The sequence below is a fragment of the Coraliomargarita sinensis genome (assembly GCF_003185655.1).
Lineage (GTDB): Bacteria > Verrucomicrobiota > Verrucomicrobiia > Opitutales > Coraliomargaritaceae > Coraliomargarita_B > Coraliomargarita_B sinensis.
This window is the reverse complement of the sequence record NZ_QHJQ01000001.1, coordinates 524,549-546,130: the sequence shown is the minus strand read 5'-3', so window position 1 is coordinate 546,130 and position 21,582 is coordinate 524,549. Positions and strand designations below refer to the sequence as shown.

Genomic DNA, 21,582 nt, shown 5'->3' with positions numbered 1-21,582 from the left:
TCATGGACTCTACCGCCCCCAGCATCGGAAAAACAAAGGTGATCTCGTTATCACCCTCCCCTGCAGCGCTGGTCGAGTCACTGAGAAGCATTGGTTATACCGTAGAAACGGCACTAGCCGATATTATCGACAACAGCATCAGCGCAGGAGCTTCAAATGTTTCCGTCCGCTTTCTGTGGTCTGATGGTAAGCCTTGGGTCGCCGTGATGGACAATGGCTGCGGCATGAGTGAGGAAAGGCTGAGAGAGGCCATGCGCTTCGGAACCCAGTCGCCGCTCCTTGAGCGGGAGAAGCACGACCTTGGCCGGTTCGGTTTAGGCCTGAAGACCGCTTCCATATCTCAATGCCGTCGACTGACAGTCTGCTCTAAATACGATTCTTCCATCTCTGCATGCGAATGGGACCTCGATTATCTGGCAGCCGCTGAATCTGACGACTGGATGTTGAAAGTATTGAGTGCCCAAGAACAACGGGACGACAAGCTGCTTTCACAACTTTGCGCTGACTTCCTCGAAGACCTAAGCTCTGGCACTGCTGTTATCTGGCGGAGTATGGATGCAATGCTGGCAGGCACGGAGCGCATCGACAGCGAGAGAAAATTCAGTGAAATGATGAATCAGACCCGAGAGCACCTTGAAACCGTATTCCACCGGTTCATTTCCCCTGCCCCGGGACAGAAGCCAGTGCGTATCGACTTCAACAACTCCCAACTGACCGCTTTCAATCCATTTGGTCCAAACATCCCTGCTCGTCAGGAATTACCAGTCGAGAAAGTTACTGTAAACGGTCAACCGATCGAAGTGCAGCCTTATGTTCTTCCCCATCAGAACAAGGTCAGCCGAGCAGAATACGACCGATATGCCGGCGAAGGCGGTTATCTACAGAATCAAGGGTTTTACGTTTACCGCAATCGTCGACTCATCGTGAAGGCAACATGGTTTCGCCTCATGAAGAAGGAAGAACTGAACAAGCTGATTCGCGTGCGCATCGACATTCCGAACAGCCTCGACCACATCTGGGCAATCAATGTGGACAAGTCGCAGGTTACTCCTCCCGAGATTGTCAGGAAGCAGTTGAAGAACATCATCCAACGAATCTCCGGCGCAGGGAAGCAGGTCTACAAAAGAAAGGCCGCCAAGATCATCAATCGCAATGTGGTTCCTATCTGGAACCGTGAGATCAGCGAGGGAAAAATCAGCTATTCGATAAACCTGAATCATCCCCTCCTGAACGATCCACTCGAAGCACTTCCACCAAATACGAGAAGTCGAATCGAAAGGGTATTTAATGTTATCGCTCAGAGTTTTCCAACGGATGTCTTTTACACGGATAAGGCCAATGACGAATTAGAAATTTCACTCGGCGAACTGGAGGAATCTGCGGCAGTGGAACTATGTCGGGAGCTGATACAGGCATTTCGAAACTGCGGACTCCCCGTCGAAGAAATAAGGGCCAAATTGCTGGCTACAGAGATTCCCGGAGCCTCCGCGTCGATTATAGAAGGATTAGTAACAGAGGAATTCCAAGATGAATAAAGCGTCCATGCTCATCGACCGGGTCATGCTCGACCTGCAGAAACACGCCTCCCCCGACGAGGAAGCGATCGTCAAATACACGAAAGCAAACGCCTTGCATCTTCAAATTGTCGATGGGATTGAATATACCGAAGCCGAGCTCGAAGAAGTTCTGCGTCACATAAAGTCGCAGTTTGTCTACCGAATGGAGATCGGCGCACTCTTTGAGTCTGAAGACTATAAGCCATGGCTTGAGCAACGTCAGGGCGATATTGAATGGTATTACTGGGAGCGCTATCGCAAGCATCTCCTCACAACGAAAAGCTTTCCACCGAAGGTCGTCAGAAGTCTTGATGAAATCACGGATAAAATTTTAGATCGGCTGGAGGATCCCGCAAAAGAGGGGGGCTGGGCACGCAGGGGTCTCGTTGTCGGTCATGTCCAGTCAGGTAAGACGGCGAACTATGCGGGAGTAGTCTGCAAAGCTGCGGATGCCGGTTATCAGGTTATTATCGTGCTGGCGGGCCTTCTCAATTCTCTCCGCAACCAAACCCAGGAACGATTGGACACCGACTTTATGGGGTATTGTACACGGCTAAAGGACCACGTCGGGGCATCTCGTTTTGATAAATCCCGCACGCCCATTTACTTCACGACCAGCGTCGAGGACTTTAAAAAGCAGACTGCAAACAGCTTTGGCATGAAGCTTGATGCCGTAAATGAACCCGTGCTTTTTGTCCTGAAAAAAAACAAATCGACCCTGGAGAATCTGCATAAGTGGCTGCTGGAGCATAATCGGCACAACCTGCGGGACAAGTCGATGCTACTGATTGATGACGAAGCTGATCATGCCTCGATCAACACCAATAAAGACGACAAAAGTCCAACCGCCATCAACCGGGCGATCCGCGACCTGCTCTCGATATTCGATAAAAGTTCATTTGTCGGCTACACTGCGACACCCTTCGCAAATATCTTCATCGACCCCGACAGCGAAGATGAAATGAAGAATGGTGATCTTTACAAAGATCTGTTTCCTCGCGATTTCATCCTCAGCCTCGACCCTCCCGACAACTACGTGGGGCCTCATCGAATTTTCAGAAGCGAGGGAGATCTGGATTGCATTCGTGAAATCGACGACAACGAGGATGTCCTTCATATAAAGCATAAGATAGATTTCACGCCTGAGATCCTTCCAGATTCTCTTCATAGAGCGATCGAATGCTTTTTTATCGCCAAAGCAGTCCGTCTCCTCCGGGGCCAACACGGGAAGCACCACTCCATGATGGTAAACGCCAGCCGTTTCACCCGAGTACAAGACGAACTGAAGGGATTAATACTCGAACGAGTCAAAGCCCTCCGCAGTGCAATCGGCAACTACGCCTCACTACCAACAGAAGAAGCAATCAGAAACGAGGAAATCCGACATCTTCACCAGACATGGGAGTTGGAATTCGAAGACTCCGGTTTTTCCTGGGAGGACATCCAGGGCGCACTGAAAGATTCAATTGATCCAGCCAGAGTGATCAGTGTGAACAGTGCTTCGCAGGACGTCCTGGACTACAGCTCGACTGACTATCCTGATGGCAGAACTGTAATCGCGGTTGGCGGACTCGGGCTGTCCCGGGGTCTTACCCTCGAGGGACTGCTTGTCAGCTATTTCCTGAGAAATTCCGTCATGTATGACACCTTGATGCAGATGGGGCGCTGGTTTGGCTATCGGGATGGATACGCCGACCTCTGCCGCATCTTCATGACAGGTCAGGCCGAATCCTGGTATAGCCATATCGCAGAGGCTACCGAAGAGCTCCGAGAAGACTTCCGGGCGATGGAGAAGCTCAAACTTACACCCGTGGACTTCGGCCTTCGAGTCAGGAGCCATCCGACGGCACTCATAGTTACCGCCCGTAACAAGATGAGGAAAGGCATTCAAGTCCCTCATAAGATTTCATTGGATGGCCGTTTGATTGAAACAACCGCCCTCGCCTCGAATGAAGAGATAATAGAGGAAAACATTAAACTCACAGATTCGTTCATCACCTCGATGCAGGGAGATGGCGACATCACATACGAACGCACCCCGATCGGACACTTATGGTCTGGGGTCAATCTGGATCAACTAGCCAGCTACATTGAAAACTTCAACAACCACCCGGAATCGTTCTATACCTTCTACCCCAAACCATTGATCGAGCAGTTGAATTCCTTGCAGAGCGAATATCCGCATGGCTATGTTTTGCTCAGAACCCTCGCTCCTAAACCGGATGATGGCAAACTGCCCTTTGGAAATGGCCTGACCGGAACTGGAGCTTATCGTTCAGAAAAAATGGCTCAACTAGAAAAGACTTTCGTGTCATTCAAAAAGAAGGCGCGAATGGGTGAATCCATCGACGAGACTGCAGGTCTGCCCGCGGAAGAGATCGAAGCGATCAAGAACGCCAATAAGGGAAAAACGATCAATCCGCGCCTATACCGCGAAGCTCCGGGAAAGAAGCCACTGCTGATTATTCACCCCCTGCGGGTCGAAGGTATTGAGAAGGATTTTGTTGTTGGCTACGGTTTGAGCTTTCCCGGATCAGCGGACTCACGTCGCCCCCAGAAACTGGTGGAGTATATCGTTAACATTCCCTACTGGAAGAACGCCTACGGAGACACTCTTGATGAGGAGGAAGAAAATTCGCTATGAAGAACCCCTGGCACGAAATCGAGAAACCCGACATCGACTTTAATGTCAGACTTGTCGGCGAATCCCACCCTCTCCGCCTCTACTGGGGGCGTGATACACAGGGCAGATACCTGTTTATTTACGAAAGTCCACCCGGTATGATTCCTGACCGAAAGTCGCTGCCAAAGCTCGCTGGAATATCAGTCGTAGTGGCTTTCAGCGCGTCCGACACCAAACTCGTTCTCATCCTGAACGACACGGTTAACTGGGAACTTTTCCACTCACTCTGTGAAGACCTTGTGCGGGCCACTTCCAGTATAGACAAGGATGAGCACGGCAGCGTGATCTTCCTTCGGCGTCTTTCACGCTGGCAGGAATTCCTCAAGCGCGAGCGCTCGGGCATACTTTCGAATGAAGCTATTAAAGGGCTCATCGGTGAGCTGCTTTTCCTGACAGACAAGGTCGCCAAGTCTTTTTCCTGGTCGGATGCGGTCAGCTTCTGGAAAGGCCCGGAGGATGCCCCTCAGGATTTTGCTGTGCATGACACAGCGGTAGAGGTGAAATGCCAGTCGGGAGGCTCCAAGCCCTCAGTGAGAGTTACTTCAGCAGAACAACTGGTCCCGCAATTGCCTAGAGGATTTCTCGCAGTTTATACCATTGCCAGTGCTGATCCGGGCGATCCCGAAGCTTTTACTTTGAATGGACTCGTGGCAGTAATCCGTTCCAACCTCCAGGCCGAATCGGAAAATACACGCGAGCGCTTCGAAGATCTTCTGTTTATGGCAGGTTACACGACACGCGAAGAGTATGATGAGCAGTTTTTCATGCGGATCGCACTCAAATGCTATGAAATCGTTGATGGCTTCCCCAGAATCGAAATGGCTTCGATCCCGGATGGTATCGAGCGCCTTTCGTTCACTCTGAGACTAGAAAGCTGCTCTTCGTTCGCAGCCACACCCGACTGGTGGGAGGAAAATAATGAAAGCTGAAGATTTTTTTGCAGACTTCACCCAAGATATCCATGCCCGTGCCGGCGCGGAAACGAATTTTACGCGCTCAATATTTCTTGAACACATGTGCAGCCTGCTTGAAGACGAGGGAATCATCTCCGGTTATGATCTGACCGAGCACAAAATCACCTCCAGAGGACAGGCTGTCGATGCATGGTCTTACGACGACGAGTTATCCTGCCTGACGCTTATTCTTCGAGACTTTCGGGACGGCAACAAGCTGGAGTCGTTGACGAACACCGATTTGGGGAATGCCTTCAAGAGATTGCGAAATTTTTTCGACGCCGCTCTCAAACCCAAATTCAGTGCTTCGTTGGAAGAATCCGATCCCGTTGCATCGCTGGCATGGATGATCCAGGAGTCAAAAGCGGAAATAGAGAAGATAAACCTCATCGTGGTCTCCAACGCTCAACTGAGCACCAGGGTCGCTGAACTGCCAACAGATAAAGCCGGTGGAATCAATACGTCCTATGAGGTCTGGGACTTTGGACGGATTTTCCGGAGCGAAACCTCGGGCAAGTCTCGCGAGGACATCGAAATCGACTTTACGGCAGTGAACGGGGAAGGCGTGCCCTGTCTTCCTGCTTACACGGGTGAAGACTCCCTGAAGTCTTACCTTCTGGTCATGCCGGGGCAGATTCTTTCAGACCTCTACCGTGACTATGGAGAACGCCTTCTTGAGCAGAATGTTCGGACATTCCTCCAATTCCGTGGCAAGATCAACAAGGGCATTCGTAACACGATTGTGAACGAACCCAGCATGTTCTTCTCCTATAACAACGGACTCTCCGCCACAGCCGAAGCGGTCGAAACCGATCCAGAGAATACCCGACTACTGAAAGTGAAGAACTTGCAGGTGGTCAATGGCGGCCAGACCACCGCCTCAATTTTTACAGCAAACAAGAAAGAGAAGGCCGACCTGAGTAAAGTCTATGTCCAGATTAAGCTGTCGGTCATTGAACCAGAGCTTGTTGAGGATGTGGTTCCGAGGATATCCGAGTATTCCAATACACAGAACCGGGTGAATGCTGCTGACTTCTTCTCGAACCACCCCTTCCACCTTCGCATTGAGGAGTTTTCACGCCGCCTCTGGGCCCCCTCGCCTGAAGGAGCCGTGCAGCAAACTCATTGGTTCTACGAACGTGCAAGAGGTCAATACGCCAACCAGCAGGCGAACATGACCCCGGCGGAGAAGAAAAAATTTCTGGCCCAGAATCCTCGCAAGCAGATGTTCACCAAAACCGACCTGGCCAAATTTATCGTGTCCTTCGACGAAGCACCCCATGAAGTCAGTTTGGGTGCACAAAAGGCCTTCTCAGGCACGCCCAGAACGAAAGGGCTGGTGGGGCGAATCTCGAAGGTCTGGGATAAGCATGATGGTCGTGAATTCAACGAGATCTGGTTCAAGCAGGCGATTGCCAAAGCCATCTTCTTTAAAGACCTCGACCGACTAGTGTTCCGCATGCCTTGGTATGGGGGATACAAGGCCAATATTGTCACCTACACCCTTGCAAAGTTTGCCTCTATGGTAAGGGAAACAGGGCTTCACATCGATTTCCTTGCCGTCTGGGAGAAACAAAAACTCCCGGATGCCATTCAGAATCAACTTGGGGATATTGCCGAGACAGTGAATGAAATGCTCAACAACCCGCCTGAAGGCACCACCTCTAATGTCAGTGAGTGGGCGAAAAAGGAACTGTGCTGGGACAAGATCAGAGAAACCTCCATTACTCTGTATCCTGAGGTCAAAGCTTTCTTGATCGGCCACGAACAAAGCAAAGAGCGGGAAAAAGAAGGCACCCGCACTCAGGTCATCCAGGATTCCATTCACGCCCAGACCTACGTCGTCGAAAAAGGCGCGGCACACTGGGAGCAACTCCGTGAATGGAATCATGCCAACCGGAAGCTGAGCCCCAAAGAGATGGGTATTCTGAACACAGCCTGCTCGATTCCCCGTAAAATTCCATCTGACAAGCAGGCCGCCATTTTAGTCAAAGCAGAGGAACGGGCGAAAAGTGAAGGGTTCTATGTGGGATAAGAGTAGAGATAGAAAGTATATGCATCATGTGGTCAGATAATGAAACAGCAGAAGATCTCTTCGGATTCCGCATTCACTCGGATTTGATTCGTGAATTAATCCTCGATTCCACTGTCCTTCCAGTGACGATAGGTGTCTTTGGTGATTGGGGCGGAGGAAAATCAAGCATCATGCAAATGCTGAATGCTGATTTAGAAGCGCAAGAAAAGGAAAATGGGATAGCTACTTTATATTTCAACGGCTGGCTCTTTGAAGGCTATGACGATGCAAAAGCAGCATTGCTTAGCTCTATTCTGACTTCGCTTCGGGACCATGAAACATTCGGATCTCAGCTTAAAGAGAGTGCAGTGAAGCTTCTCAAGCGCGTGGATTACATGCGAGGGGCGAAGATTCTGCTTTCGGGTGCTGTCGCAGGCGGAGTTGCCGCTGCGACTGGCGGGTTTGGTTTAGCAGCAGCTCCTGCTATTATGAGTGGTGCATTCAGAGGAGCAGGTGATAAAGCTTTGGACGCTGCTAAAGAATCCACCTCCGGCGAGGGAGAGCCTGAGGCAGACGAGGTTCTATCCGATATTAGGCAGTTTCGGGATGATTTTTCCGAGATGCTTGAATCAAGTGATATTCAAACATTGGTTGTTATCATTGATGATCTGGATCGTTGCTCACCCGAGCGCATCATTGAAAACCTTGAAGCCATTAAACTGTTTTTAAATGTACCGAATACTGCATTCGTGATAGGAGCAGATCGCCGTATTATTAGTCAAGCCGTGGCATGGCGATATCGTGAGACACTGCCAAAATTGGATTTTGATTCGACCGATGGAAGTGAACGCCTCGTCGAAGATTACCTAGAGAAACTTATACAGATTCCATATAGTCTGCCCAAGCTGTCCCCATCAGAGATTGAGACTTACTTAACGCTTCTTTTTTGTAAGAGGCACATGCCTGAGAAGCGGTTTTCACAGGTATTGGAGGCTTCAGAAAATCAACGAGCCACAGATAGGCATCAGGCTTTCGCACAGACTCAAGTCTTGGAAATTATGGGAGGTGATTGCTCGCCGGAGCTCGCAGAATCCATGCAAATTGGCTCACGAATCGCGGAACAGATTACAGACGTTTTACAAGGGAACCCTCGCCAAGTTAAGCGATTTTTGAATGCGTTCTTCCTAAGAAGAAAGTTGGCTGAGGTAGCGAAGCTTGAAGATGTTGTGGATGAAGTTTTGGTAAAGCTAATGCTTCTTGAATATGCCGCTCCGAAGTTATTTCAATCACTCTTCAAAGGCATGAATGGCGAGAGTGGAACTGTGCCGTTTGTCGCTGACTATGAAGAGATAGTAACAAAGAGCGGAAAAATGGAAGACCTTCCTCCAGAATGGAAACCGTATGTTGGGTGGCTATCATACGAACCGAAGCTTAAGGACGTAGATCTTAGGAATTACATGTGGGTGTCTCGAGACCGCCTCCGGTCAACAATGAGTTCAACTGTAATGGTTCCGACGGTCGTCAGGAGCACCCTTAAGTTGCTACTTAGTAAACTTGGTGACACTGAAGGCCGGAAGCAAATTGCTAAACTGCAATCTGATGAGCTGGAAATATTGTTTAACCTCCTGGTAAATCATGCTCAGCAACGGCCAGGAGAGATGCAAGCATTCAAGGCATTGATCGGCATCGTTGAGACAAACCCGGATTATACTCCATCTTTTGCTGCACTCATCGAGCGTCTTCCAAAGAACGATTTATCTCCAGCCTTAGGGGTTACGCTTGCAACTGAATCAAAGAAAAGAACGCCTCTGGGGAAGTGGGCTAAAACATTCGCTGCTCAATGCCATTCAGATAAGAGCAAATTCGAACAATCCTTCGCTAAAGCTATTAAGTAATTATGGGAACCTCAACCAACTATAGCGCATCACCTAATTGGAAAGACGCGAAGAAGCAGGTAACACAGGCAGGCGGTGAAGGCTTTGTTACGCCCGAAAAGGCTGCATCATTAATCTCCACCTTGGTCAGCCAGATGGCGAAAGAGTCTTCTTTGGGCTTTGGTAGCCCATCAGGTGGTGGTGGATCCGGTGGTGCCGGTGGATCTGGCGGCGGCGGGTCAAGAGGTGGAACCGGTGTAGGACGATCGACCCGTGCTTCAGGTGGATCCATTCGCAATGTTGCGCGAGGTGTCGGAAGCTTCCTTTCCGAGGTCCAACAGAAGGGCTTTGAACAAGCGTTAGCGGATCACGGACTTACGGATCTATCAGATAAAAGCCCATACGAGATAGCGCTAGAACTGGCGGATATTCTTTACGAACCAGCTAGCTTAATTGACGACAACATCCTGCGGGATGCTTTGATCGACATGATGATGGAGTGGTCCGAAGGCCAGGATTCCTTTGAGGACTTAAGTGCGAATTTTGAAGAGGCGTCCTCTGACATCAATGGAGTGCTTCATGAGCTAATGGGGCACTATATCTACCAAGTGTTTAAGTCGGTAGGCTATCAGGGTGTCCTTAATACTCACGGGTTTGAGGCAGCCGAAAGTATGTGTGGGCAAATACGTGACTATATTGATGCGAGAGTTTCCGATTTTGAATCTACGCGTAACCTATCATCCGTCGCTTGGAACGGCCAAGAAGGAGCGGACGTAGTCGATGGTATCGTTTCCGATACGTTGGATCTATTTGGAGGGGATGAGTGATGCGAACCGAGATTACAGTAAAAGTGGATGCAAATCCCAACCGTAAGAAAGAATGCGCCGGGATGTTCCTGGATATCAATGGAGGAGCGAAAACAGCTGTCATGGATGTCGATGGAACATCTATATTAAAAGTTTCTCGGTCTACCCCCGACCTTGCTCAAGACTTCCTTACTATTGCTTCCTGTATCTATGCTGCTGATAAAGCTGTTTCCAGAAAACTTCAGGATGATCGGTGGTCTAGGGATATTTCAATTGAGATTCCCATACATAACCTTGTTCATTGGTCGTCTGCCTCGAAACTACTGGAAGAATGTGTGGAATTTCTGACCGGGGACAAATGGGATATTTCTTTTTCACAGACTCCGATGCGATTGATTCAAAGGAAGCCTCGGCGCCGTCGGACTCGATTTACACTTCCAACGGGAGATGCCGTTTGTCTCTTTTCCGGAGGATTGGATTCCCTTATTGGAGCAATTGATTGGTTGGAAACGAATGGAGATGGAAGAGTCATGCTCTCCGGGCATTACGACAAAGATGTCGGTGGTCCTAAAAAAGATCAGAATTCCTTAAAGGAGCTGCTACAGTCTGAGTATCCCAACCGGTTCCAACTGGCACAAAATCGACTGGGATTATCAAGTGGCAGTTCAGACACAAATTTCCGTAGTCGATCCCTAGTATTCTTAGCACTGGGCTGCTATTATGCAGAAATCTTGGGAGCCAATACACCAGTATTGATCCCTGAGAACGGTCCAATTGCGTTGAACTTTCCTTTAACGCCTGCTCGACGTGGATCTTGTAGCACACGGACGGTGCATCCATACTTCATAGGTAAACTAAATGAAGTGTTTGCCGCCGTCGGTATAACTACGCCTGTCTCGAATCCCTACGAACTTAAGACAAAAGGAGAGATGGTAGCAGGATGCCTGAACCAGCCACTTCTCCAATCTGCATATCCCGTAAGTCGGTCTTGTTCGAAGTTTGGGCATACGAGTTCATGGGACAACCGATCTGCGGGATCGTGCGGAATATGTGTACCATGTTTATTCCGACGTGCCTCGCTCCACGTCAATGGCTGGGATAACCAAAACTATGGCCGGCGTTTTGAGCGCTTCAACAATCCTTTAGAGCTTCCAGATGATCCGCTAGCTCTTATTGCTTTTGCCAAAAAGCCTCTAAGTGACCGTGAGATCGCCGCAAGGCTACTTGGGAATGGCCGATTGCCATTTGAGAAGCTTCCTGAATACGTGGATCTGGTAAAGAGAATGAGACAAGAGGTACTAGCTTGGATGCATGCAGTTGGAACTCCACAAATCCTGAGAGGAGTCCCCCGATGTTGATTGATACCCATTGTCATATCGACCGCTTCCCGGCCCCTGAAGCCCTTGTCAATGAGTGTGAGTCAGCCAACATTAAAGTTATCGCTGTGACAAACCTTCCAAGTCATTATGAAATGGCTCTTCCGCACCTTGCGAATTCTGAGCATGTGTTTCCTGCCCTTGGCTTTCATCCGCTCAGTGCCACTTCGAATCCTACAGAGTTGAGAACCTTTAGGAAATATGCAGGCCAGACTAAATATATTGGGGAGATAGGATTGGACTTTTCGAAAGCAGGATCGCCCACGCATCAACAGCAGGAAGAGGTCTTTGACTATGTATTGAGCGCGTTACGGGAATCACCCTCGTTCATTACGCTGCACAGTCGAGGGGCGGAGAAAGAAGTTTTGGAAGGGCTACAACATCATGATATAAGCAGGGCTTGCTTCCACTGGTATTCAGGTGGCATCCGAGTTTTGGAAGATATAGTGTCTGCTGGGCATTTCATTTCGATCAACCCTGCAATGTTAGACACCCAAAAGGGCAAAAGAATACTAGAAATTGTTCCACTCCCCCATCTACTAGCTGAGTCGGATGGCCCATATGCGAAGCGTAACCGTAAGCCATGCGCTCCACTTGGGGTAATGGACGTTTATCAAGCGATTGCAGTCAAGCACCAGCTAGGCTTGGGCGAGGTTGATTACATACTAGAAGAAAACTTTAAGAGGGCTTCAAAGAACTAAAGCATTAGATGTCTATGTCTAAACAGTTGGCCTTCTTCAGACTATTCAAAGTCATCTAACCTCCGACGTTTCTCCCATGAGTTTGCAGTGCTTAGGTAATCTTCCGCTATATCTTTAAGTAATTTAGAGACGTAAGGGTGTTCAAAAGCAATTTCATGAGACCACTGCATAAACTTTTCTGACTCTTCACAATCCTCCTTCATCCCAGCAACGACTTCACGAACACCCTTTGAGTTCATAAATCCAAGTTTAATGCCAGCCGCGATTTCCTTGGCAGCTACCTCTTCCAGTACTTCTCGAACCGGTTCACACGGCCAAACTCCGTCAGAGCCATGCGGAGCATGAGTTAGCAATCGTCCGATATGATGATCGGCTACAACAAGTCGTCCGTAATCAGAACAGATTTTTCGAGTTTCCGTAATCCACTCAAGTAAACGTTCTTGATGAATTTCCCCTGATGGCATCGTGCCTGGAACTTTCTTTATATTGCCAAGCAATGTGTATGCTGCGTGAGCTAAGTCCTCGCGGTTATCTAGCTTATGCAGAAAGAAGCCATCTGGATCTGCCTTACCCTCTGCTCGCTTGTATTGTAAAGCTATAACCTGTGAAAAGAATTCAGGCGACCGACTGATATGTTCACCTAGATTAGGGAATTCGTATTCACTATACCTGAGGGCTCCTAAAAACTGGAATTCAAGAGCCGCAAGGTCATCTAAGCTTAGATCTGCCCTAGAGTGAAGTAGCTTTAATGCGCTAAGAATTTCATACTCTTGAGGCTTGTAGGAGGCTTCCTCATTCGTCGAGGCATATGATTTGAGTGTCTTCTGGATGTTTCTAGAACTCAAATGCTCCCAGCGATGATGGACAACTTGGATTATGGCACTTGGTCGACCAACATTAAGTAGTTCTTTGACTAGTTTATCCACGACCTTTTTATCATCGCCAACCCAGCACGGGCTAACTCTCTTCCAATATTTGCATTTTGTTTCATCGCCTAAATCCTCAATAATTCCCCAAGCTTTTGGATTGAATGGGCATAGCCCTATTAACGTTTCGATTAGTGAATCATCAAAATGCAACTCTCTCATCCGGTTGATTGCTGCTGGCATGAAATCTTCCCAATCCAAATACAGAGCAGTCTCTAGAATGCCTTGTATGCACTGCTTATAATCAGGGTCGGTCTCCAGCTTCTGGATTAACTCAACAAGCAGGGATAGACTAGTAGGTTGATCAAGAATAGCCCCCGGCAATAATCTACCAACCAGATAAGTGGCCCCGCTATCTGAAATAAGCTTAGTTAGACCATCTTGCCCTAATTCAAGATACACCTCTTTAAGAGCTTCAACTCTAAGGGCCCTAACCCGCTTTTCTCGCTCATCGTAATCAATTTCTTCCTCGATCTCCTCAATACTTTCAACCAACCAATGATCTTTAAACAGCCAGCTATGTTTAATAAGCAAATCCCTAGGTTCTAGAGCTTTATATGCATGTTTAGCCTCATTTCTGAGCTCTTTCTGTAAATGTTTAACTCCCCGTCGTGTAAGCGCGTATCTCCGGATTCTCTCTCTAAGTTCTGCCTTTCCTTCTTCGCTTGGAGAAGAGCTAATCCAAGCAGTAACTTTCTCCCAGACTCTTGTTCTGTAATCATCCCCTAAAACTTGAAGTCTTTCAATCAGATCACCCAGTGTTTGCGCTGAGTGAACAGGCCAGTTTAATGCTAGCTCAACGGCAGCAATTTCAAACTCTATACGTTCTCTTCCATCCTTCAGTGGTTCACCAACACCCTTAGCATCCTCTCTCCAGTGAGGGCGATAGGAATAATCACCCATTCGAGTGCCGGGGGTAAACTGCTCGATGCATAGCTCCCAACCAATAAGTGGATACTTTTTGCATAAGTATTTTAGAACCTTTGTTCGTTCTTCCAGTTTGGCAGCAGTTTGGGGCATCCAAGAACATAGTATTCCTTTGAGTGAATTAATCGGCTTATTCAACCAGTTATCATCAAGTTCGATCTTAGATAGCTCAGCCAAGACCTTTGTGACGTGAATCAAGCGATCGGGTCTCCATGCTATTGCTTCCAGACCCCACAGCAAGCCAGTCCGGTAGCATCTTCCTCCTGTGATACCTCCATTGACCGGTTGCATGATCGAAAATAATTTTGGGTTATCACTCTTTAAGTCCTCATCAAGAATTTCTAAGAACATGTCCGGTGCGGCTTCGGCAAACTCGGGTAAATGGTCATTGTGATTTAACCATTTGGCTTCATCGAAAGGTTCTAATAGCCGTGATATTAAATGATTAATTTGGCCCTGAACATTTAGGCTAAGCCTTTCTCCAAAAAACTCCTCTCCGACTACAGATAATAAAACTAATGTGTCACATATGCTCTTTCTGATGGGATCTGAATGCTGCCTTACTTTTTTATATACTGCAGCCATCCATCTGTCCTCTTCGGGCAAATCTAATGAGGGGTCTTCCTCTGATAGAACAAGCTCTGCGATAAAGAAAAAATTCTTAATCTGGCCTTCTGTGACTGAATCTCTTACCGCAAATAGAGCGTCAATTTTTGAAACTACACCACAACTACTCGACACTCTCCACAAAGGACTGTCGGGTAATGATAATATCTGGTTGAACGTTTGCTCTATGGTGTCGTAGTCATCCGCCTGATATAGATAGCGTAAGATTTCTCTGTCGGCATCACATGATGCATTCCATTTTCCAATCAAGGCAAACATAGGAAGGTTGGAGCTTACTGATTTAGAATCTTCCCAGCTTGGGACTTTGATTGCAGGATTTTCAGTTAGCAATCTGCGCAAAATTGTAGGTGAACGGCCTGATTTGCGTATGAGATCATCTGCATCAAGGCTATCTATGCCTGCGGTTACTAGGGCCTTCTTTAGTGGCTCGTGCGTGGGACGCTTTAAAGAGAAAGAAGATACTGCAGAGGTGGTTCCAGTTTGTCCTATAACAAAAGTGTGCTGCTTAGTGCTCAGGTCGCTGATAACCTTTTCCGCTGAGCTGCATAGAACTGGAATGAAGTTCGCCAAAGTTCGAGGTTTAAGCTTACTGACAGCTTCAGGTGAGCGAGCCACAATACCTTTTTGATTATATCCATCGCCCATAGATTCGAGTAAGGCGTATAAAAATGATAACCCCTCTTCTATTGACCTTGCTTCAATTCTAAACGGCTTGTCTGGTGATTCTTCCAACCACTCACTAAGCTTACCCGAACACATCTCTACAGCTTCTGAGTATAAGTCGGTGGAAAGTTTTGTGTCGCAAACCCACTTTCGCCACTCGTCCTCTAATGTAGAGATATCGGGCAAATGAGTTCCCATTTGCTCACCAATCCAAGCCTGTGTTGCAATGGATTGCTCAAGCCACTGCTCTAATGCGTTTGCATCATAAACGCGCACATCTTTCCATTGTTTAGTTTTGCGTTTCGATTCGGCCCATTTCTTAGCTCCTGCCCATCGAAACGGAGTAACAAAAACAAACGTGATGTTTTTCCTCTCCTTGGCCGTTAATTTGAGCCTGTTATTGTAGTCGTCATTAACCTTCTTTTCGTAATCCTCGGTCGTGCCGAATTCCCATCCTGAATAACCTTCAGGAATCCAGGGATTGGCTTTACCAGCTTCAATTTCTCCATCCCACCCATGCCTCTGGGATTCATCGTAAGCCGGAAAATCAACTTTAATAAGTTGGATACCCGTTGTGTAGACTAGATGCCTCAAAAATGCCGGGAATTTACTCCGTCTATCAACGCTAGCCCGAAACCAGTCCTCAAGATGCGTAGCTCGAATTAAGGATGGACTCTCTACGTACGCCCTAACCCCGGTAAAAGAGCTGATATCTTCTATTTGTCCTTGGTCGAACTCACTCTGCATTTTTAATAACTGCTGATGCGTTACCACGTTGCGCCCAAGTAATATTTCCAGGCGAACGGCCATTTCTAATGACAGCGATGAATTGCCATTTAGAAGATTGGATAGGGCTGGTCGGCCTACCTGCATACGTTCAGCTGCGTCAGTCACTGTCAGATTCTCAGGCCAAAGAGACTCTTTTATGTAAATTCCGGGGTGCAAATTTTCTGATTTCGTAGGCATTTTGTTATTGTCGCGCTACACAATACATTTTTCAATTTTATTTGTATTTTAATGAAATACATAAAGCAATACGGTAATTTGGCAGCAATTAATGATTATACATAGGGAAAGGTAAAAATATGACTAAACCACAAGATAGATCAGTATATAAAGGAGATGACGGCAGGTGGAGGAACAAGCGGAACGATTCAGATCGAGCGTCTTCGGTCCACAAAACTCAACGAGAAGCGGAGCAAGCTGCTCGCCAAAACCTTAAAAACCAAGGAGGCGGTGAGTTGACAACTATGGGACTAGACGGACGTATTCGCAGTAAGGACACAATTGCTCCCGGCAACGACCCCTCCTCCATCAAAGATACAGAACATTAAATCATCACTGGCAAAAAATTAAACAGATGCTTTAGCAATTTTTCGCATCAGCACCTCATCATCCAAGAACTTCTGGCTCATCATGATACTACGATAGGATCTTTGAAAGAGCTGGGATTCAACCAACTGAAGTGGCTTAACGAATCCTTGAATTTAGAGATTAAAAAGAAGCGAAAATCAACACCTAAAATACGTTAGGTACATCAAATTTTGTATAGCCACTTTTATAGCCACTTTTTTTGAAAAATTGGATTTTCCGAAAGATCGAGCCGTTGTATATCAACACTTTATGAATCCGTAAAATGGCCTACGTTGACTTTTAATCAATTGGTTCGGGGTTCGAGTCCCCGACGGCCTACTTTCTTCCCAGCCCGCAAGTTTTCGACTCGAGGGCTTCTTTTTGGGTTATTGCACATTCGGGGGACCCTCACCTTCGGTGGTCCGGTTTGCTCCGCACCCGGTCTTGTCGCTCCGCTCGGAACGAGTCCCCGACGGCTCACTTTCTTTCCCGCCCGCTAGTAATTCACTCGTGGGCTTTTTTGTGGCGGGTGCTCTCGCCCTGATTGCAGGGCTACGCCATCTACGTGCTGTCGCACTTCGCCACCTCCTGTGGTCCGGTTCAAGCCGGCCAGAGAAGGTAAAGGTAGACCCCGTAGATTGAGAGGAAGACGACGCCCTCTGTCCGCGAGATGGTGCGCTGGCTAAAGGCGAAGGGCAGCATGAGCACGGCGAAGCCCAGCATAAACCCGGCGTCCCTCAGGCCGATGCCCGCAACCTCCATCGGAAGCATTGCCGAAGTGAGTCCGAGAATCCCGAGCACGTTGAAGATATTGGACCCGACGATATTCCCGATCGCGACATCGGACTCTTTCCTGATCGCCGCCACCACGCTCGTGGCCAGCTCAGGAAGGCTGGTGCCGGCAGCCACGATGGTGAGGCCGATGACAGCCTCGGAAAAGCCGAAATCCCGCGCCAGCTTCACCGCACCGGTCAGGAATAACTGCGCCCCGAAGACCAAAACCGAGAGACCGGCCACAATCAAAATCGCGCAGAGCCACACCGGCATCCGTGGACTGAGAGGAAGATCGAATTCAGCGGCCTTCGTCTCCTTTCTCGCTGTCCGAATGGACAGCCAGAGATAAACGACCAGGCCCGCACAAAGGCTGAGACCGGCCAGGCGCGAGACATAGCCCAATCCGACTAAGCCCAGAGTCAGCAGGGAAACCAGTATCATCACCGGAATCTCCCGCCGGATCAGGTCAATATGGACGCTCGGCGGCTTGATCAGGGCGGTCACCCCCAGGATAACAGCGATATTAAAGATATTGGAGCCCACCACGTTGCCGACAGCCACGTCGTTGGCCCCCTGAACCACGGCGGAAATGCTGACCAAAAGCTCTGGGGAGCTGGTCCCAAAGGCCACGACGGTCAGTCCGATGATCAGAGGCGGTATTCCGAACCGTGTGGCCAGCCGCGAACTCCCCCGTACCAGGCACTCCGCGCCCAGGTAGAGGAATAAAATTCCTAAAATCATGATAATCATTTAATACCTGCTCAGAATGTCTTGCTCTGCCAAGCCGCAGTCAAGGGCGAGAGGAGTCCTCTTCCGCGCTCCAATTGCCCGTGCGTCGCCCTTCAGGCTATGCAGGGCATGCTTCCGCTAGCTTCGACCTGTTGCCTGGCTCCGCCATGCGTAGCTCGAAGAGCGAAGCATGGTGCTCCCGCCGGGAGTCGAACCCGGATTTGCGGCTTCGGAGACCGCTGCTCTATCCATTGAACTACAGGAGCGTTAAGCGGTCGAAGCTTCGTCAGCACCCCGAACAGGTCAACGCGAAAAGCGCGGATTTGCCTTGCACCCGTTCAAGTGTCGAGCAGTGTGCCCTGCCCTAGCGCCCTGCTAACGAATTCCCAGGGCACGCCGTCCGGCCAACCACTGAATTCATGAAAACTCTCGTCATCTATTCCGGCGGTCTCGATTCGACCGTTTTGCTGTACGACCTGCATCAGGCAGGCCTCGACTTAGGAGCGCTCTCCGTCAACTACGGCCAGCGTCATGGCTGTGAGCTGAAGTCTGCGGCAACGATCTGCAACGAACTCGGCATATCGCACAAAATTGCCGATCTGTCTTCGATCCAATCGCTCCTCTCAGGAAGCAGCCTGACCTCCCCGGATATCGCAGTAGCCGAAGGACACTACACGGAGGAGAACATGAAAACCACGGTGGTGCCGAACCGGAATATGATCCTGCTCGCGCTGGCCACCGGACATGCTCTCTCCATCGGCGCGCAGCAAGTGGCCTATGCCGCCCACAGCGGCGATCACGCCATCTACCCGGATTGTCGCAATGAATTTGCCGACGCCATGGCCCAGGCCATGGCCCTGTGCGACTGGAAACAGGTCGAGCTCAGCCGCCCCTTTGTCGACTGGACCAAGGCCGACATCGTACGGCGCGGCGCTGCACTGGGCGTGCCCTTCGAGCAGACCTGGTCCTGCTACAAAGGCGGCGAAAAACACTGCGGGCGCTGCGGTACCTGTATCGAACGGCGCGAGGCCTTCGACTTGGCGGGGATCGACGATCCGACAATCTACGAAGCCCACGCACCGACGGTTGAGGAACTTCGCGCCAACAATTGGCGACTCATTTCAATCTAATTTCTATCTCCTGACTTCTAACTTCTTTCCGATGATCACCTGTAAGAAAAGTTACCGGGATATTCCCTTCGCCCATCGTCAGCATTTGCACGACGGACACTGCGCCTTCATCCACGGCCATAACTGGACGATTACGCTGACCTTTGCCTGCGAGGCATTGGATACGAACGGCTTCGTCGTGGATTTCGGCAAGCTTGGTTATATCAAAAAGTGGATTGCCAAGCATCTCGACCACGCCTGCCTCTTCAACGAAAACGACCCGGAGAGAGAGAAGCTGCTCAAGAACTACGGGAACCTGTTTCAAGCCTACGTGCTCCCGAACTGTTCCTGCGAAGGCATCGCCCAACATCTTTACGAAGTGTTCAACCCGATGGTGCAGGAAGCGACCAATGGCCGCGCATGGATTACCTCGGTCGAGGTCGAAGAAGACTCCAAGAATTCGGCGAAGTATTCAGCAGGAGAATAATTATTCTGCTATTATACACATTCGCATGCTACCGGTTCACGAACAGTTCTATAGCTTTCAAGGAGAAGGCACTCATGCGGGGAGAGCTGCTTATTTCATTCGCACCTTCGGTTGCCCGGTGCATTGCCCCTGGTGCGACTCGGCGGGCACCTGGCACCCGGACTACATTCCGGACAGAATAAACCGTATCGCGGAGGAGGAACTCGCCGCGGCGGCGGCCGCGAGCAAAGCAGAGTTCGTCATTGTGACGGGCGGCGAACCCTCGATTCACAACCTCCAGCCTCTGGTTGCTGCCTTGCATCAGGCCGGCCTCAAAGCCCACCTCGAAACGAGCGGTGCTTTCCCCATTCAGGGCGAGTTCGACTGGGTGACCCTCAGTCCAAAACGATGGAAACTGCCGCTTTCGGAAAATCTTAGCAAAGCCGACGAATTCAAGATCATCGTCGATTCACCCGGGGTGATTGAAGAATATACACAGCCACTGAACGCGAAAGAACGACCGGTCTGGCTCCACCCCGAATGGTCACAGCGAGAGAACGGCGAGGTATTGAATGCGATCACCGATTGGGTGAAGGCACACGGCGCACCCTACCGTGCCGGCTGGCAGATGCACAAACCCTACAAGGCGGATTTCCTGGATCCAAATAGCGCACAAGTGGCACCACTTGGTGGTGACCCGAATAAGGGCTATTAAAAAAGGGTGAAGCCCGCAGACTTCACCCTTTCGCAAAATTTTTTCAGCGGACGCTACTCTTTAACGTAAGCCTGAACAATCTTCTGATCCTCAACCGGCTTGTCCTGTGCGCCGGTTTCGGTCTTTTCGATTTTCTCCACGTTATCGTAACCTTCGACCACCTTACCGAAAATGGTATGCTTGTCGTTCAACCAGTTCGGCTTACTGGTGGTGATAAAAAACTGGCTTCCATTCGTCATCGGCCCGGAGTTGGCCATCGCAAGAAGACCCTTCTCATCAAAGCGCAGCGTATCGCTAAACTCGTCGGGGAAAGGCTTGCCCCAGATCGACTCCCCACCGGTGCCCTTACCCAGAGGGTCGCCACCTTGAATCATGAATCCATCAATGACCCGGTGGAAAATAAGACCGTCGTAGTAGTCGTTCTCAATATGACCGACGAAATTGGCCACCGCTAGCGGTGCTTCTTTGGGGTAAAGTTCGATTTCAACATCACCTTGCGTGGTTTCGAGGACGACATTGATGTTGTCCTTTTGACTCCACTCGTCAGCGACGTTCTTAAATTCTGCCATCGCGGCCTCACGGGCTTTCTCTTCCTGAGCCGCTACGGCAGCCTGGGCTTTTTCCATCCGGCTTTGGATAAATGCCTGGAAAGCGGGCATCTTGGCCTCGATTTCCGGATCCATCTCCTTCGCGCTGGCGCCCTCGATGAAACCATCCCGGATCGCGTCAGCCTCGTCCGCTCCGAAACCAAGCTGCTGAACGCCCGATTGCATCGAAACAACCACACCAATTTTTTCGAGTGAGCCTTCCGAAAATCCGGGGAGTTTTTCGCTCGATTGTTGAACCGCCTCGGCACGCGCCTGAGCCTCACCCAGCGCCGCCTGAACTTCAGGCTGCGAGAGCGAAGCCATGCTAATCTCGCCGGACAGTGCTTTGTGCAAGCCGCGAGCCAGTTCAGTAATAGCGGCCTCGTCCAACTGAAGCGAACTGACACCGCCACTCAACGCGGTCAGATAGCCCAGCATTTCGTGGAGCTCCTGCTCAGAAAGCTGCGGTACGGATTTCTCCGCGGAATTTTCTACAGATTTATCTGCGGCTGGTGCTTCTTCTGCATAAAGAAACGGCGCCGTCGCAAAAAGCGCGCAGAGGATGATTCGATTGGTTTTGGGATTTTTCATAAATAAGATAAGTTTAAATGAGAAGCATACTGCGCACACGCAAAGGTCAAGGTGTTGCGCAACTGGAGGAGACATGCCGAAGGTCAAAGTGTTCAATTGGCCGCATGATATCTCTTCGCCCAACGCTCATTTTTTGATAGCCGGCTGAATGA

The 21,582-nt window shown here is 49.5% G+C and carries 15 protein-coding genes and 1 tRNA gene; 12 read left to right on the top strand and 4 right to left on the bottom strand.

What is annotated here, in order from left to right; translation table 11 throughout:
- The first annotated feature begins 2 nt into the window (after nt 1–2).
- The 8 genes from DDZ13_RS02305 to DDZ13_RS02275 are packed head-to-tail and all read left to right on the top strand — an operon-like array spanning nt 3 to nt 11,963.
- Nucleotides 3–1,535 (top strand): ATP-binding protein, encoded by a 1,533-nt coding sequence (locus DDZ13_RS02305; protein ID WP_110129800.1) that lies wholly within the window; start codon nt 3–5, stop codon nt 1,533–1,535.
- Nucleotides 1,528–4,200, top strand: a complete 2,673-nt coding sequence (locus tag DDZ13_RS02300; protein WP_110129799.1) for a Z1 domain-containing protein — start codon at nt 1,528–1,530, stop codon at nt 4,198–4,200. Before DDZ13_RS02305 ends, DDZ13_RS02300 begins: the two co-directional genes overlap by 8 nt.
- Nucleotides 4,197–5,168 carry a PD-(D/E)XK motif protein gene (locus tag DDZ13_RS02295; RefSeq protein WP_110129798.1) on the top strand — a complete coding sequence of 324 codons (972 nt, stop codon included), beginning with the start codon at nt 4,197–4,199 and terminating at the stop codon, nt 5,166–5,168. The genes DDZ13_RS02300 and DDZ13_RS02295 overlap by 4 nt, the downstream gene beginning before the upstream one ends.
- The gene (locus DDZ13_RS02290; RefSeq protein ID WP_110129797.1) at nt 5,158–7,227 is read left to right on the top strand and encodes an AIPR family protein; all 2,070 of its coding nucleotides are present in this window, start codon (nt 5,158–5,160) and stop codon (nt 7,225–7,227) included. The genes DDZ13_RS02295 and DDZ13_RS02290 overlap by 11 nt, the downstream gene beginning before the upstream one ends.
- A 26-nt stretch (nt 7,228–7,253) precedes the next feature.
- Nucleotides 7,254–9,101 carry a KAP family P-loop NTPase fold protein gene (locus DDZ13_RS02285; RefSeq protein ID WP_110129796.1) on the top strand — a complete coding sequence of 616 codons (1,848 nt, stop codon included), beginning with the start codon at nt 7,254–7,256 and terminating at the stop codon, nt 9,099–9,101.
- Nucleotides 9,102–9,103: 2 nt separating this feature from the next.
- On the top strand, nt 9,104–9,907 hold the full coding sequence (locus DDZ13_RS02280; protein WP_110129795.1) for a hypothetical protein: 804 nt from the start codon (nt 9,104–9,106) through the stop codon (nt 9,905–9,907).
- The gene (gene qatC, locus DDZ13_RS15300; RefSeq protein WP_146209203.1) at nt 9,907–11,244 is read left to right on the top strand and encodes a Qat anti-phage system QueC-like protein QatC; all 1,338 of its coding nucleotides are present in this window, start codon (nt 9,907–9,909) and stop codon (nt 11,242–11,244) included. Before DDZ13_RS02280 ends, qatC begins: the two co-directional genes overlap by 1 nt.
- A complete protein-coding gene (locus DDZ13_RS02275; protein ID WP_110129794.1) occupies nt 11,238–11,963 on the top strand; it encodes a TatD family hydrolase in 726 nt (241 codons plus the stop codon). Before qatC ends, DDZ13_RS02275 begins: the two co-directional genes overlap by 7 nt.
- Before the next feature lie 41 nt (nt 11,964–12,004).
- Here DDZ13_RS02275 and DDZ13_RS02270 read toward each other — a convergent pair whose 3' ends face one another.
- On the bottom strand, nt 12,005–16,072 hold the full coding sequence (locus DDZ13_RS02270) for a HigA family addiction module antitoxin (RefSeq protein ID WP_110129793.1): 4,068 nt from the start codon (nt 16,070–16,072) through the stop codon (nt 12,005–12,007).
- Between the two features lie 119 nt (nt 16,073–16,191).
- Between DDZ13_RS02270 and DDZ13_RS15890 the strand changes: the two genes are divergently transcribed.
- A complete protein-coding gene (locus DDZ13_RS15890; protein WP_110129792.1) occupies nt 16,192–16,440 on the top strand; it encodes a DUF2188 domain-containing protein in 249 nt (82 codons plus the stop codon).
- Nucleotides 16,441–17,059: 619 nt separating this feature from the next.
- Here the strand turns inward: DDZ13_RS15890 and DDZ13_RS02260 are convergent.
- Together DDZ13_RS02260 and DDZ13_RS02255 are read right to left on the bottom strand one after the other, a co-directional pair.
- Nucleotides 17,060–17,974, bottom strand: a complete 915-nt coding sequence (locus DDZ13_RS02260; protein WP_199221027.1) for a calcium/sodium antiporter — start codon at nt 17,972–17,974, stop codon at nt 17,060–17,062.
- 179 nt (nt 17,975–18,153) lie between these two features.
- Nucleotides 18,154–18,228, bottom strand: a tRNA-Arg gene (locus tag DDZ13_RS02255).
- A 153-nt stretch (nt 18,229–18,381) separates the two neighbouring features.
- On the opposite strand from DDZ13_RS02255, the gene queC reads away from it, so the two are divergent.
- From queC to DDZ13_RS02240, 3 genes are read left to right on the top strand one after another with little or no spacing between them, the layout of a single operon-like run.
- A complete protein-coding gene (gene queC / locus DDZ13_RS02250; protein ID WP_110129790.1) occupies nt 18,382–19,092 on the top strand; it encodes a 7-cyano-7-deazaguanine synthase QueC in 711 nt (236 codons plus the stop codon).
- 31 nt (nt 19,093–19,123) lie between these two features.
- On the top strand, nt 19,124–19,558 hold the full coding sequence (locus tag DDZ13_RS02245) for a 6-pyruvoyl trahydropterin synthase family protein (RefSeq protein WP_110129789.1): 435 nt from the start codon (nt 19,124–19,126) through the stop codon (nt 19,556–19,558).
- Between the two features lie 25 nt (nt 19,559–19,583).
- Nucleotides 19,584–20,252, top strand: a complete 669-nt coding sequence (locus DDZ13_RS02240; protein WP_110129788.1) for a 7-carboxy-7-deazaguanine synthase QueE — start codon at nt 19,584–19,586, stop codon at nt 20,250–20,252.
- Nucleotides 20,253–20,305: 53 nt separating this feature from the next.
- Here DDZ13_RS02240 and DDZ13_RS15665 read toward each other — a convergent pair whose 3' ends face one another.
- Nucleotides 20,306–21,430 carry a peptidylprolyl isomerase gene (locus tag DDZ13_RS15665; RefSeq protein WP_233246056.1) on the bottom strand — a complete coding sequence of 375 codons (1,125 nt, stop codon included), beginning with the start codon at nt 21,428–21,430 and terminating at the stop codon, nt 20,306–20,308.
- Nucleotides 21,431–21,582 lie beyond the last annotated feature (152 nt).

Coding starts and splice junctions, on each gene's coding strand:
- DDZ13_RS02285 (WP_110129796.1), top strand. CDS start 7,254: ATGTGGTCAGATAATGAAACAGCAGAAGATCTCTTCGGATTCCGCATT.
- DDZ13_RS02240 (WP_110129788.1), top strand. CDS start 19,584: ATGCTACCGGTTCACGAACAGTTCTATAGCTTTCAAGGAGAAGGCACT.
- DDZ13_RS02260 (WP_199221027.1), bottom strand. CDS start 17,974: ATGATTTTAGGAATTTTATTCCTCTACCTGGGCGCGGAGTGCCTGGTA.
- DDZ13_RS02290 (WP_110129797.1), top strand. CDS start 5,158: ATGAAAGCTGAAGATTTTTTTGCAGACTTCACCCAAGATATCCATGCC.
- DDZ13_RS02270 (WP_110129793.1), bottom strand. CDS start 16,072: ATGCCTACGAAATCAGAAAATTTGCACCCCGGAATTTACATAAAAGAG.
- DDZ13_RS15665 (WP_233246056.1), bottom strand. CDS start 21,430: ATGAAAAATCCCAAAACCAATCGAATCATCCTCTGCGCGCTTTTTGCG.
- DDZ13_RS02305 (WP_110129800.1), top strand. CDS start 3: ATGGACTCTACCGCCCCCAGCATCGGAAAAACAAAGGTGATCTCGTTA.
- qatC (WP_146209203.1), top strand. CDS start 9,907: ATGCGAACCGAGATTACAGTAAAAGTGGATGCAAATCCCAACCGTAAG.
- DDZ13_RS02275 (WP_110129794.1), top strand. CDS start 11,238: ATGTTGATTGATACCCATTGTCATATCGACCGCTTCCCGGCCCCTGAA.
- queC (WP_110129790.1), top strand. CDS start 18,382: ATGAAAACTCTCGTCATCTATTCCGGCGGTCTCGATTCGACCGTTTTG.
- DDZ13_RS02295 (WP_110129798.1), top strand. CDS start 4,197: ATGAAGAACCCCTGGCACGAAATCGAGAAACCCGACATCGACTTTAAT.
- DDZ13_RS02300 (WP_110129799.1), top strand. CDS start 1,528: ATGAATAAAGCGTCCATGCTCATCGACCGGGTCATGCTCGACCTGCAG.
- DDZ13_RS02280 (WP_110129795.1), top strand. CDS start 9,104: ATGGGAACCTCAACCAACTATAGCGCATCACCTAATTGGAAAGACGCG.
- DDZ13_RS15890 (WP_110129792.1), top strand. CDS start 16,192: ATGACTAAACCACAAGATAGATCAGTATATAAAGGAGATGACGGCAGG.
- DDZ13_RS02245 (WP_110129789.1), top strand. CDS start 19,124: ATGATCACCTGTAAGAAAAGTTACCGGGATATTCCCTTCGCCCATCGT.